The organism is Algoriella xinjiangensis, from assembly GCF_900115015.1.
Taxonomy (GTDB): domain Bacteria; phylum Bacteroidota; class Bacteroidia; order Flavobacteriales; family Weeksellaceae; genus Empedobacter; species Empedobacter xinjiangensis.
This window is the reverse complement of record NZ_FOUZ01000004.1, coordinates 221,521-234,777: the sequence shown is the minus strand read 5'-3', so window position 1 is coordinate 234,777 and position 13,257 is coordinate 221,521. Positions and strand designations below refer to the sequence as shown.

9 protein-coding genes are annotated in these 13,257 nt (G+C 30.0%); 4 read left to right on the top strand and 5 right to left on the bottom strand.

Going from position 1 to position 13,257, the window contains the following annotated elements; all coding sequences use genetic code 11:
- Positions 1–30 precede the first annotated feature (30 nt).
- The 4 genes from BM072_RS05275 to BM072_RS05260 form a co-directional block, all read right to left on the bottom strand.
- Positions 31–921, bottom strand: coding sequence for a DMT family transporter (locus BM072_RS05275; protein WP_092907269.1), 891 nt, complete (start codon positions 919–921; stop codon positions 31–33).
- A gap of 104 nt (positions 922–1,025) precedes the next feature.
- On the bottom strand, positions 1,026–2,564 hold the full coding sequence (locus BM072_RS05270; RefSeq protein WP_092907267.1) for a serine hydrolase: 1,539 nt from the start codon (positions 2,562–2,564) through the stop codon (positions 1,026–1,028).
- A gap of 562 nt (positions 2,565–3,126) precedes the next feature.
- Positions 3,127–4,923, bottom strand: a complete 1,797-nt coding sequence (gene lepA / locus BM072_RS05265; protein WP_092907265.1) for a translation elongation factor 4 — start codon at positions 4,921–4,923, stop codon at positions 3,127–3,129.
- A gap of 127 nt (positions 4,924–5,050) precedes the next feature.
- Positions 5,051–6,904, bottom strand: coding sequence for a helix-turn-helix transcriptional regulator (locus BM072_RS05260; protein WP_092907263.1), 1,854 nt, complete (start codon positions 6,902–6,904; stop codon positions 5,051–5,053).
- 233 nt (positions 6,905–7,137) lie between these two features.
- Here BM072_RS05260 and BM072_RS05255 point away from each other — a divergent pair, with 233 nt between their 5' ends.
- The 4 genes from BM072_RS05255 (at position 7,138) to prfH (ending at position 10,733) form a co-directional block, all read left to right on the top strand.
- Entirely contained in the window at positions 7,138–7,458 is a 321-nt protein-coding gene (locus BM072_RS05255) for a DUF4870 domain-containing protein (protein ID WP_092907261.1), read from the top strand.
- A gap of 488 nt (positions 7,459–7,946) precedes the next feature.
- Complete coding sequence (locus tag BM072_RS05250) at positions 7,947–8,711, top strand: hypothetical protein (RefSeq protein ID WP_092907259.1); 765 nt, start codon at positions 7,947–7,949, stop codon at positions 8,709–8,711.
- On the top strand, positions 8,711–10,102 hold the full coding sequence (locus tag BM072_RS05245; RefSeq protein WP_092907258.1) for an RtcB family protein: 1,392 nt from the start codon (positions 8,711–8,713) through the stop codon (positions 10,100–10,102). Before BM072_RS05250 ends, BM072_RS05245 begins: the two co-directional genes overlap by 1 nt.
- A 7-nt stretch (positions 10,103–10,109) precedes the next feature.
- Entirely contained in the window at positions 10,110–10,733 is a 624-nt protein-coding gene (gene prfH / locus BM072_RS05240) for a peptide chain release factor H (RefSeq protein ID WP_177190259.1), read from the top strand.
- A 35-nt stretch (positions 10,734–10,768) separates the two neighbouring features.
- Here the strand turns inward: prfH and BM072_RS05235 are convergent, their stop codons facing one another.
- Entirely contained in the window at positions 10,769–13,180 is a 2,412-nt protein-coding gene (locus tag BM072_RS05235) for a hypothetical protein (RefSeq protein WP_092907256.1), read from the bottom strand.
- Positions 13,181–13,257 lie beyond the last annotated feature (77 nt).

Genomic DNA, 13,257 nt, shown 5'->3' with positions numbered 1-13,257 from the left:
CAGATAATTATTGCTTTAAAATGTAAACGTTTATAAAATTTGTGCTTTTTTAGAAGCATAGGCATCAGAGATAATATTAAGCATAACTCCAAAAATAATGAGTAGAATTCCGAAAGCTAAATTCATCGAAAAATATTCGCCAAATAACAAAACACTAATAGAAACAGCAACAACGGGTTCAAAAGCGCCCAAAATAGATGTTGGTGTAGAACCAATATATTTGATGGCATAAACCAATGCTAAACTAGAAATAACGGTTGTAACCAAAGCAAAAATACCAATATTGATTCCAGTTTCTAACGACGGAATTGCAAAATTACCTTTACCTATAATTAATTTTGTGCCGTAATAAATAGAAGTAATTAAAAACGAATAAAATGTTAAAACCATTCCATTCAAGTTCTTTACATTTGATTTATTCACTGTAACAATATATAATGCGTAACCCAAAGCGCTTAAAAAAACAATGCTCAATCCAATTAAATTTAGATTGAATTCTCCGTTTTTTATACTCAATAAAACAACTCCAACTAAAGTAAAAACGATTGCTAATATTGAAGCAAAAGTTAGTTTTTCTTTGAAAAAAATAGCCATAATTATTGCTACAATTAATGGATAAATAAACAAAAGAGTAGAAGCTACGCCTGCGTTTAAATAATCGTAGGCAATAAATAATGAGTCGGATGAAATTCCGTAAAATAATCCCAATAAAACTAAAATTCCGATTTGTTTTGGCTCAACTTTTATAGATTTTTGCTTGATTAAAAGATAACAACCAAGTATAGAAGCAGAAAATAAAAAACGATAAAATAAGGTTGTATCCATAGAAAATCCTACTTTTTTTAGTGGTAAAATAAACAATGGAATCAGTCCATAAGAGATGGATGATAAAAGCCCAAGCAAATATCCTTTTAATTTCATGTGGTATAATAATTTGAAAAATAATATGATGAAAATGAATTGATAGACAAAGTTTAAAACACTTTATGTATCAATTCATTTTCTAGAAACAGACAGAATTAGTTTTATTTTCTAGTAAAATTTAAGTCCTGAAAATCGTAGCTAAAATCGGTTAATGGAGAAATCGGTTTCATTTTAAAACCAACTAATTTTCCATCGTTCATTTCTGCAAAAACAAAAGCATCAGCATGAAAGTAACGATTGTTCCATTTAACAGCATACGTATTGTCTTTGTAAAAACTCATTTCTCCCGTTAATTGCGGCGAACGTTTTGATTCGAAAATTAATTTTCCTTTTTTCTCATAAATTTCAACATCACCAAACCAATTGTCTTTGTAGGTTCCAACTAAATTTTTAATGTCAAATTTTATGGCTTTATTCTTTTTATTAGCTTCAACGGTTTTCCAAACTTCGTCTGTAATAACATCTGCTTCGGCAACATTTTGTTTTAAGATTTTATCATAATTTGCTACCCAATCTTGTGATTTATTTCCTAAATAAAAATCTTTGATTGTATTAGAAATTGCACGAAAAGCTAAACCTTCTTGCTGATTTGTAAGAATAACAATTCCTAGATTTAATTGTGGATAAAACATCGTTTGTGTCACAATTCCTTCTAATCCACCCGTATGCGAAACTTCTAATTTTCCGTTCATATCCTGTAATTGCCAACCCAAACCATAGGCTTTGAATAACGAATTGTAAGGAGCCGTTGTACGAATAGATTGTAACGTTTGCGGCGTAATCATTTCTTGCATTTGTTTCTCAGAAATAAGTTGTTTTCCGTTTACTTTTCCTTTGTTTAACTGAAATTGCAACCATTTTGCTAAGTCATCAACATTAGAATAAAGTCCGGCAGCAGCATCAAAAATTGGATTTTTATAACGCTCAATTACTTGTAATTTTCCATCAATCGGTACATGTGGATCAATTACATCTTTGCGATCTACTAAAACATTCCAACTTGCCGCAGTATGATTCATTCCGATTGGTTCTAACAATCTTTCCGTAATAAAATTTAACCAAGTTTGTTTCGAAACTCGCTCTACAACTTCTCCGGCGATGATATAAAGTAAATTATCGTAATCATATTTTGCACGAAATCCTGAAACGGGTTGTAAAAAATGAATATTTTGAATGATATCTTTTGGTGTAAAATTATGACCATCTGGCCAAACCATTAAATCTCCTGCACCTAAACCTAAACCACTGCGATGCGTTAATAAATCACGAATCGTAAATTCTTTGGTTACATAATCGTTGTACATTTTAAATTCGGGAATAATTGCAATGACTTTATCATCCCATTTTATTTTTCCTTCATCAACTAAAATTGCCAAAGCTGCTGCTGTAAAAGCTTTCGAGTTTGACGCAATTCCAAAATTGGTAGAAGAATTTACTTTTTCTCCTGTTTTGATTGATTTTACACCATAACCTTTAGAATGTACAATTGCTCCGTCTTTTATAACGGCAACAGAAATTCCTGGAACATTAAATGTTTTGATTGCATTTTCTGTAACTTGATCGATTGTTTGATTTGAAATATTTTGTCCAAAAGCCGTAATTGAAGCTAATGTAATTGTTGTATAAAGTAAATTTTTCATGTGTGAGTTTTGTACTGTTACGAAGTTAGGAATTTTATTGTAGTTTATAAAAATGCAACGCTGAAATAAATATAAACTTGAAGTGGAATCTGTCATTCAGAACGCAGTGAAGAATCTATAAAAACAAAGTTATCCTGAACTTGTTTTAGTGCCGCATGATATATAAAATTACTAAGTTTTAAACTTGTAAAAATTTAGAGTATGCGAAGCTGAAATGAATTCAGCTTGACAATAGATTTATTTATACTGAATTATTAAATAAGATTTGTCATTCAGAACGCAGTGAGGAATCTATAAAACAAAGTCATCTTGAACTTGTTTCAGGAACACATGATTTATAAAATTACTAAGTTTTAAACTTGTAAAAATTTAGAGTATGCGAAGCTGAATTTATTTCAGCTTGACAATAGATTTATTTATACTGAATTATTAAATAAGATTTGTCATTCTGCACGCAGTGAGGAATCTATAAAATAAAGTCATCCTGAACTTGTTTCAGGAACACATAATATTAAGCAAAAAAAACCACTCAATTGAGTGGTTTTTAATATATAAATTAATCTTAATCGTTTAATTTTAAAACAGCTAAAAAGGCTGATTGTGGAACTTCTACACGTCCAATTTGACGCATTTTCTTTTTCCCTGCTTTTTGTTTTTCCAATAATTTACGTTTACGAGAAATATCTCCACCATAACATTTTGCAGTTACATCTTTACGTAAAGCTTTAATTGTTTCACGAGCGATAATTTTCGCACCAATAGCGGCTTGAATAGGAATATCAAATTGTTGGCGAGGAATTAATTCGCGCAATTTTGCACACATTTTCTTCCCGATATTATAGGCATTGTCAACGTGAATTAAAGCAGATAAAGCATCTACAATTTCACCATGAATCATGATATCAACTTTTACTAATTTTGAAGCTTTCATTCCCGAAGGCGAATAATCAAAAGAAGCATATCCTTTAGAAATTGATTTTAATCGATCATAAAAATCGAAAACAACTTCGGCTAAAGGCATATTAAAAATCATTTCAACACGATGTTGTGTTAAATAATTCTGAGATTGTAATTCACCACGTTTCTCAATACATAATCCCATTACTGGACCTACGAATTCAGATTTTGTAATAATTGCAGCACGAATATATGGCTCTTCTACACGGTTTAATCCTGATGGATCTGGTAATTCAGATGGATTATGAACCGGGAACATTTTATCTGGATCTTTTTCTAAATATGCTTCGTAAGATACATTGGGTACAGTTGTAATAACGGTCATGTTAAACTCGCGCTCTAAACGTTCTTGTACAATTTCTAAATGCAACATTCCTAAGAATCCGCATCGGAAACCAAAACCTAATGCAGCAGAAGATTCTGCCTCAAAAGTTAATGAAGCATCGTTTAAACGTAACTTCTCGATTGATGCACGTAAATCTTCGTAATCTTCTGTATCAACTGGATAAATACCAGCAAAAACCATTGGTTTTACTTCTTCAAAACCATCAATAGCTTCAGCAGCAGGATTATCAACCAAGGTAATTGTATCACCAACTTTTACTTCAGAAGCGTCTTTAATTCCAGAAATAATGTAACCAACATCTCCAGTTTTAATCGTTTTCTTTTCTACTTGGTTCAACTTTAAAGTTCCAATTTCATCGGCACCATATTTTTTATTGGTTGCCATAAATTTTACTTGATCACCTTTATTTATTTGACCATTTACAACTTTATAAAAAGCTTCAATACCTCGGAAAGGATTGTAAACAGAGTCAAAAATTAAGGCTTGTAACGGCGCATCTGGATCACCAACTGGCGCAGGAACTTTCTCTATAATGGTATGTAATAATTCTAAAACACCTTCTCCTGTTTTTCCAGAACAACGTAAAACGTCTTCGGGAGCACAACCCAAAAGATCAACAATATCATCCGTTACTTCTTCTGGATTAGCAGAAGGTAAATCGATTTTGTTTAAAACTGGGATAATCTCTAAATCATTTTCTAACGCTAAATAAAGGTTAGAAATGGTTTGAGCTTGGATACTTTGCGCAGCATCTACAATTAACAAAGCACCTTCGCAGGCAGCAATCGAACGAGAAACCTCGTAAGAAAAATCTACGTGACCAGGAGTGTCAATTAAGTTTAATATATATTTTTCACCATCTTTTTCATATTCCATTTGGATGGCATGCGATTTAATGGTGATACCACGTTCGCGTTCCAAATCCATATTGTCTAAAGTTTGATTTTGTAATTCACGATCAGAAATCGTATTAGTTACTTGCAATAGACGATCGGCCAAGGTACTTTTACCATGGTCAATATGGGCTATAATACAGAAATTACGGATATTTTTCATATTCTATTTGTCGAATAGGCAAAAATAATCTTTTCCACGCAGACTACAAGTGTTTTGAAAAATATTATATGGTTTTATTTAATTCTTTAACGATTAGATAGATCTAAATTTAGTTGTCTTTCATTTTTTAAGAAATTATTTGATGAAAAAAAGTATTTAATTCATCGTCTTTTGTCAACCCAAATTTTTGTTTCAATCTATATTTTGTCATGCGTACACTTTTGGGTTCAACATTCAAAATAGTTGCAATTTGTTTGGTATCCATGCCCAAATAAATATAAGAACAGTATTTAAGATCCAAAGGAGTTAATTTTTGTTTGGTATGATCGGATAAATTCTTGAAAAAATTTGGATGTAATTCCTGAATTCTAAATTGTGTTTTTTCTAAATCATTATCCAACAACGATTCTTCTTTTATTACTCTTTTTATATCGACAGAAGTTTCGTTACCTAATTTATTTTTTAAATTTTTTAGTACATTATTTTTATGTTCTAAATGTAATTGACTTGCCAAAACTTCGTCTTGCAATTTTTGTTGACGCAACGACATCAATTCTTGCTCGGCTTGCATGCGCGCTTGTTCCTCGTTTTGTAATTTTAATTGTATAGCAGCTTCATGTTTTTCTGCATTCAATTGATTTTCTCTTCCGATAGAATATCTTAATTTATAATGATAGGATCTGAACATAAAAAATGCACCAATTATACCTGCAACACCAAGAAAAATATACAAAATGCGTTCTTTTTTAAGACTATTAGCCTTTGCTTTTAACGAATTTAATTCGGCTTCTTTTTGTTTACTTTGAAATTCGGCTTCTAATTTTTTTGTTGCTTCCGCTTGAGTTTGATTGTATAACAAATCGGTATATTCGGTTGCTTTTTTCTGAAATTCAAAAGCTTTTTTATAATCACCATGTCTATTATAAACGGTTGCCAAATCTCCTGCAACACTTAATAAAGTATAATATGACAAAGGTTTTTGTGTTAAAAGAGTCTCATTTGCGTTTAATAAATACTGTTCTGCTAAAGCATAATCATTGTTTTTCATTGCCAAATTACTTAGAATTCCCAATGCGCTTGCAACAGTATTTTGCGTGTGCGGAATTGTTTTACACAGTTCGATTACTTCAAAACAATTTTGTTTAATTTCTTCTTGTATTTTTGCTGATAGATTAGTGAAATTCAAATAATAATTTGACATATTCAACAAAGCAACGGCGTAATTATAGGTCGATACTTGGTTTGGATATTTACCTCGAACTTCAATTGCTTTTTTACTTGTATCAATTAATAGCTTCAAATCTTTTGCATTTTCTGTTTCCGAATAAATTAGCGATTGTGCAACAGCCAAAGTTGTATAAGCCGAAACCAATAAATTTTTATCGCCAGATTCTTCTGCATATTTCAACGATTTTTCTGCATAAATAGTCGCATTTTTTGCATCATTCCAAGTTGCATGCGCGGCATACAGCAAATAATTTGACTTAGATTTTAAAACAAATTCGTTTGGTGTTTCCTCTAATCTTGACAAAAAAGCTTGAACAGTTTTTGTACTACTTTCAAAATCGCCTAATGCAATTTGATGATAAGCAATCAAAAATTTGTGATAGACTTTAGGTAAAAAATCAGGTAAATCTTTTACAATATTTTGAATAGTATCTAATGATTTTTGTGTTTTATCATACGCTTGTTGATTGTCATAAATAATGCCTCGTTGCGTATATGCCTTTACAAGTTCTAATTTATTTTCTTCTTTTTTAGCAAGTTTTATTTGTTGATTGATATAAAAATCGGCTTGTTTGTAATTATCTGTCGTTCTATTAAACTCTGATAATTGATTGTACAACTTAAATTTTTTATTACTCGACAAATTCTCCTTATTTAATTCGTTTTTTAAACTATCTAAATAAGAATTTTGCGCATTTGTAAGAACAGAAATGCTTATAAATAAAAAAGTTAGGTAAGGCAGAAGTTTATTCATTTACCAAAAATCGGAAAAAATTGGTCATAAAAAAATAAAATTATAGCCATTTAATTGTCTGAAAAGCTTTAAATAATTGATTTGTATTTTATTATGTAAATCTGTAGTCGTTTTGTAGTCGTTTTATAAGGATTAGTAGTAAAACTGTAATAGCAAAAGTTTGTTGATTTAAATTATATCAACCAAATTTGTAAAAGATAATAAATCAACCAACTACATTAAAAATTTAAATTATGGACAACAAAACATTATCAATTGTATCGTACATCACATTTATTGGATGGATAATCGCTTATTTCGTAGGAAAAGATAAAGCAGACGATTTTTTAAAATATCACTTAAAACAAAGTTTAGGATTAGTTATTTTTTCATTTATTTGGGTAATTATTCTAAACATTTTAATCAGTGTAACAGGAATTGGAATGCTATCAATTTTAGGATTAGTTAATTTTATATTAATGATTATCGGAATTATAAATGCTGCAAACGGAGTTAAAAAACCTTTGCCAATTATTGGAAAAATGTTCGAAGATAAATTTGCATTTATCAACTAAGAGACTTAATCTAACTAAAACTTAAACCAATCATTTTTCATCATAATTACTAAGATTGGAATTCTATTAACTAGTTATAGAATTCCAATTTTTCTTGAAGTTAATTTTATCATCAAAAAGCAAGAAGTCAAGTCTATATAAATTTATTTTGCTTAATTATTTGGAAATGTGAATTTTATTTTCATAAATTTGCACTGATAAAAATCATAAAGTTTAACCTTTAAATAACGAAGAATAAAATGTTCAATTCAAGTACATATCAAAATTCAACTGTTGCAAACGCTTTTGCAATGGATATTCTTCGTGCATTTCTTTCGTAAATAAATTACTTTTTATATCAGAAGCCCGAAGTTTAGATTTCGGGCTTTTTTGTTTTCTATTCTATCATTTTCAGAATAATTTTTACTAAAATCTTTCGAAATCACTTTCAGTTCATCCGGAACTGATTTGTTTAGTTCAATCAATTTATAAAATTACAAACAAATGTAATGGAAGATGTATTTGTCTTTTTTCCACGACTTAAAAGTGAACGTCGTAAAAAAAGATTAGTTAAAAATGATCTAGAAAAAAAAGTTAGAAAATATTATAAACGCAGCAATGAAATTTTTAGAGCGAAAAAAGAAATTTCTCTAGTTCCGTTGAAAGAACCTTATCAAAAAGGTTTTGTGCGATTTTTTACACTTCGAGATGATATAAAAAGATCCAAGGATTTTGAGTTTTTTGAAAATCTTTTAATGAAAATTAATACAGAAATGTATTCAGATTCGAGAAAGTTTCAAAAGAAAAAGAAACGTTTTGGAAAAAGAGTTTATCATCCAATCATTCAGTGTTTAAGAGAGTTAACTCCTTGCGAATTTTCTGGTCCAAAATCAATATTAACAGATAAAGAACGCCAATATTTTATTCGTGTAGAAAAATATTCTGTACAATATAATTGCAAATATGTGTTTTACGAATTTATAGAACCTTGGCGCTATTGCTTAAAAATTCGGCCAAATATAATTACGCATTATAAGCCGTTGATTGTTGATTTGGAAGTAGAAAATGCAGAAGTAGAATCTTTTCTGGAGCAAGAAAAAAATAAAAAAATTTTATATAAAAAAATTCACGGAGGTGGTTATAGTTATAAATGGCGACCTGTTTTAAAACAACCTTTTACGAAAGGAAAGTTTTTTAATGAAACTATTTTGGCAACAGAAATTGCTGAAAGGCTGATAGAAAAAGAACATCAGTTATCTAAAAGAAATAAATAATGGGAAATAAATTATCAGGGAAAGACTTTATAAAATTAGGTTTTCCACAAAATAATTCGATAAATATTGTTTTAGGACAAATACAACGTTATCGAAAAAAAGAAAAAAAACAAACAATTATAAATGAGGCAAAAGAGGTTTTGCTTGCCCCAGAAAAATATATTGGTGACGGAATTTGGGGTAAAGTAGCCGAAGGTTTGATAAAACCTGTTGAGGTTCGTTTACATGAGTTAAAAAATACACGTTCGCCATTTTCTATTTTTGGAGAAAATGAGATTGATGAGCAAGCTAAATTTCAATTGTATGATTCCTTAAAATTACCAATTTCGGTAAAAGGAGCTTTGATGCCCGATGCACATTCGGGTTACGGTTTGCCTATTGGTGGCGTTTTGGCAACCGATAATGCGGTAATTCCGTATGGTGTTGGCGTTGATATTGGGTGTAGAATGAGTTTGTCTGTGTTTGATTTACCTGCCAATTTTTTGAAAGGAAAATCGCATCAGTTGCTCTCAATTCTTAATGAGCAAACGAAATTTGGAATGTATGAAACGCATAAAATTAAAGCTGATCATCAAATTTTTGAAGATGATTTATTTAATGAAATTCCAATTCTGAAAAGTTTAAAAAACAAAGCGTATCAACAATTGGGAACTTCGGGCGGAGGAAATCATTTTGTTGAATTTGGAATTGTAAAATTAGATGTAGTAAAACCTGAGTGGAACCTTATTCCAGGCGAATATATTGCAGTTTTATCACACAGCGGTTCGCGTGGTTTGGGCGCAAATATTGCGAAACATTACACGTATTTGGCTTCAAAACAATGTCCTTTACCCAAACAAGTGCAACATTTGGCTTGGTTAGATTTGGACACGCACGATGGACAAGAATATTGGGCTGCGATGAATTTGGCGGGCGAATATGCAAAAGCTTGTCACGATGATATTCACCGAAGAATTGCAAAAGCTTTGGGAAAACGAATCGTTTTTAATATTGAAAATCACCATAATTTTGCTTGGAAAGAAATGGTTGATGGAGTCGAACGAATTGTACACCGAAAAGGAGCAACACCAGCAGGAAAAGGAGTTCTAGGAATTATTCCAGGATCTATGACTGCAAATGGATATATTGTTGAAGGTTTAGGAAACGAATTGAGTATAAACTCTGCTTCGCATGGTGCTGGTAGAAAGTTTTCGAGAGCAAAATGTAAAAGTACAATTACTAAAAGTTTGCTGAATTCTCAAATAAAAGATGCAGGAATTGAGTTGATTGGAGGAAGTGTAGATGAGGCGCCGTTTGCATATAAAAACATCAAAACGGTAATGAATTTACAAACTGAATTGGTGAAGGTTTTAGGAACTTTTACGCCAAAAATTGTACGAATGGATAAATAGTAAGAAGATGAAAAAGATAATACAAATCACTTCGGGTCGTGGTCCTGCAGAATGCAATTTTGTGGTAACAAATGTTTTTAAACGTTTTCAGAAATATTGTGAAGATAATCAGATCAAAATTGATGTCATCGAAAGAGAATTAGACAAAGATTTTAATCAACTTGCTTCGGTAATTGTAGAAGTAGAAAATGATGAATTAAACACTTTTATGAAAACTTGGTTGGGAACTATTTTATGGATAGGGAAAAGTCCGTACCGTAAATTTCATCAACGTAAAAACTGGTTTATTGGTTGTTTTGAATTGGAAATTCCAATCGCATCTAAAATTAATCAAAAAGAAATTTCTTACCAAACAATGCGAAGTTCCGGGAATGGCGGTCAAAACGTAAACAAAGTAAATTCTGCTGTTCGTGCAACGCATATTCCCACCGGTTTAGCTGTAGTTTCGATGGATTCTCGTTCGCAATTGCAAAATAAAAAATTAGCAACTGCGCGATTATTTCTAAAATTACAAGAACATGAAAATCAAAAAATCAAGAATCTTGTGCAAGAAAAATGGAACAATCAAGCTACAATTGCAAGAGGAAATCCTGTAAAAACCTTCAAAGGCGAAAAGTTTGAAGAAGTTTAATAAAAAAGGTTGTCAATTTTGACAACCTTTTTTTGTTATTGATTTTTGAAAACTTCTTTTATAGTTTCGCTTAATTCTGAAACTGAAGCTGCTTTTTTCTGCGTTTTTATTTTTTTATCAATGTATAATTCAACCAAATATTCACTTCCATTTTCGGTTATTTTTGTGCCTATTTCTGGCTTTCCATTTTCATCATATCTTAAGCTAGAAATTAATATATAATTATCAGAAAAACTATAGGAAAGATTTTCTAAATCCTCCAAACCTTTTAAACCTTCGGATTTGAAACTTTTAAGAAATTGATCAAAAATTGCTTGAACAGACGAATTTGGCTGAATAGAAATCGCATTGTAAATTAAGCCAAAAAGTGGATTTACGCCATTATCCAATCTATCATACAAAACCTCAAATTCGCTCATGTTTTTTATTTCTTTTTTGAGTTTATTGTTCTCTAAAAAATAAAATGTAATTGAATTTGGGGCTGCTTCTTTTATCTCTTTTTGTTGATTATTTGCAATTAATTCTCCATTTTTGTCATATATCGAAACCAATAATTGCTTCGTATTTTGTTCTATTTTGATAGACGTATTTTTTTCGAAATCTTTTATAGTAAGTGTATTATTGTTTAACGAAAAAGAAATTCGGTTAAAATAATGCATCGCAAAAATATTAATATCTAAAACATTCGGCTTTCCGTCCTTGTAACCCGTAACAATTAAAGAATTTCTATCATTTTGAGAATACTCAATTCCATCGATTATTTTACCGTTTTTGAAAGTTGTTTTGATGTTATATTCATAAAAATCATAATTATCCAATTGATTCATAAAATCAAATGAATATTGGTATTTCAATTCACCTTTTTCGTAATAATCAACCAACTGAATTTCATTCAAAATAGTTACATTAATAAAATAACCTTCAAATGGTTTTTCATTTTTGAAAGTTCCTTTATAACCTTTTTGTGGTTTTTCTTTTATAACAAAATTGAAATATTCTTTAGATTCGATTTGACCTTTTTCATATTTCTCTATAAAAATAAGATTGTCCGAATAATTAGCAAATTGTTCAATTTTTGTTAGAAAACCATCTGCATAAGTCTTTTTTTGACCATCTTCTAAAATAGTTCCAGCAAAAGGTTTCCCATTTTTGTATTGACTTTCGTAAACCAAACTATCATTTTTATATATTTTTCGATAACCATCTAATAAACCATTTTTCATTTCAAATTCTTCTGAAGGATTATAATCCCAATAGTTTTCAAATATTTTCTGAACGCCTTCTTGTTTTTGATTTTTATAGCGTAATAATTGAATTTTATCGTCTGTATTTAAGAAAAAAGAACCATTATCAGGCGTTCCATTTTTATAAATTCCTTTTGCAATAATTTGATTGTTTTCAGCATTTTTAGTGATCGCTTCACCAATTATCTTACCATTTTTCATTTGATAAATCGAGATATTTGCGCCAATTGTATCGTTAAAAAATCCATCAAAAGGTTTATCGTCTTTGTATTTCAAAATATTTTCTTTTCCATCTAGATACAATTTTACTTCGGTCCTGTCTCCGTTTGTTCGTTTTGTTATTTTAGCTGGTTTTTGATCCAAATAATATTCTGTTTCTGTAGACGAATAAGAATTATCTGTAGACACCATTTCTTTTTTTGATCTAAGCGAAACGGCAAATTCGTTTTTAGAATAATATTCAAAATTAACTTTGTTATCGTCTAAGTTTTCCGAAATTATTTTTCCAGTTTTATCCCAAAAAATAGTTTTAAGTGTTGAATAATTTTTAGTTGTTTTTTCTTTTGCTTTTTTTCCGTTATCCCAATATGTTACTTCTGTATAATATTTGTCATCCGCTTTTTTTTGTTCATAAGAACCATTTGGCGAGACAATAGGAGGCGCTGGAGTAGTGTAAGTTGGTGGTGAAATAATTTTTTCATCATATTCTTCGAAAGGATTTTCGTAATATGATTTTGGCTTTTCAGGCGAAAAACTACCGATATAATTGTAGTCTTTAATTTCTCCTTTTATCAATTCTTTCTCTTTAAAATAAACAATTATTTTATTTTTTTCACCGCTTTTATCGTAGGTTATTTTTTTCCAAACAGAACCGTTCAGATTGTAATATGTTAATTCTTTTTGTGAACTTTTATTTAGATTTTGACGAAAGCCATTATCAAATCCATTTTCGTCATACCAAAATACATCGCCAACATATTTATTTTCATCATTTGGATAAATATAACCCTGAAATTGGAGTGTTCCATTTTTGTAATAATCTTTTAACAGAACTAAATCGCCAACTTTTTTTAGTGGAATTGGACGATAAAACGAATGATTATTTTTGGATGAAGGTTTCCAATCTTTGTCAAAATAAATAGTGTCTTGAGCAAATGAAGTTATCGATAAAAGTAATAAAAATTGGGAGATAAAAATTTTCATAGTAGATGAGGTTGATTCTTTAAATATAATAAAAAAACCACTTCTATTGAAGTGGTTTTTGTTTTTTAATATTTGAT

Coding starts and splice junctions, on each gene's coding strand:
- BM072_RS05275 (WP_092907269.1), bottom strand. CDS start 921: ATGAAATTAAAAGGATATTTGCTTGGGCTTTTATCATCCATCTCTTAT.
- BM072_RS05270 (WP_092907267.1), bottom strand. CDS start 2,564: ATGAAAAATTTACTTTATACAACAATTACATTAGCTTCAATTACGGCT.
- lepA (WP_092907265.1), bottom strand. CDS start 4,923: ATGAAAAATATCCGTAATTTCTGTATTATAGCCCATATTGACCATGGT.
- BM072_RS05260 (WP_092907263.1), bottom strand. CDS start 6,904: ATGAATAAACTTCTGCCTTACCTAACTTTTTTATTTATAAGCATTTCT.
- BM072_RS05255 (WP_092907261.1), top strand. CDS start 7,138: ATGGACAACAAAACATTATCAATTGTATCGTACATCACATTTATTGGA.
- BM072_RS05250 (WP_092907259.1), top strand. CDS start 7,947: ATGGAAGATGTATTTGTCTTTTTTCCACGACTTAAAAGTGAACGTCGT.
- BM072_RS05245 (WP_092907258.1), top strand. CDS start 8,711: ATGGGAAATAAATTATCAGGGAAAGACTTTATAAAATTAGGTTTTCCA.
- prfH (WP_177190259.1), top strand. CDS start 10,110: ATGAAAAAGATAATACAAATCACTTCGGGTCGTGGTCCTGCAGAATGC.
- BM072_RS05235 (WP_092907256.1), bottom strand. CDS start 13,180: ATGAAAATTTTTATCTCCCAATTTTTATTACTTTTATCGATAACTTCA.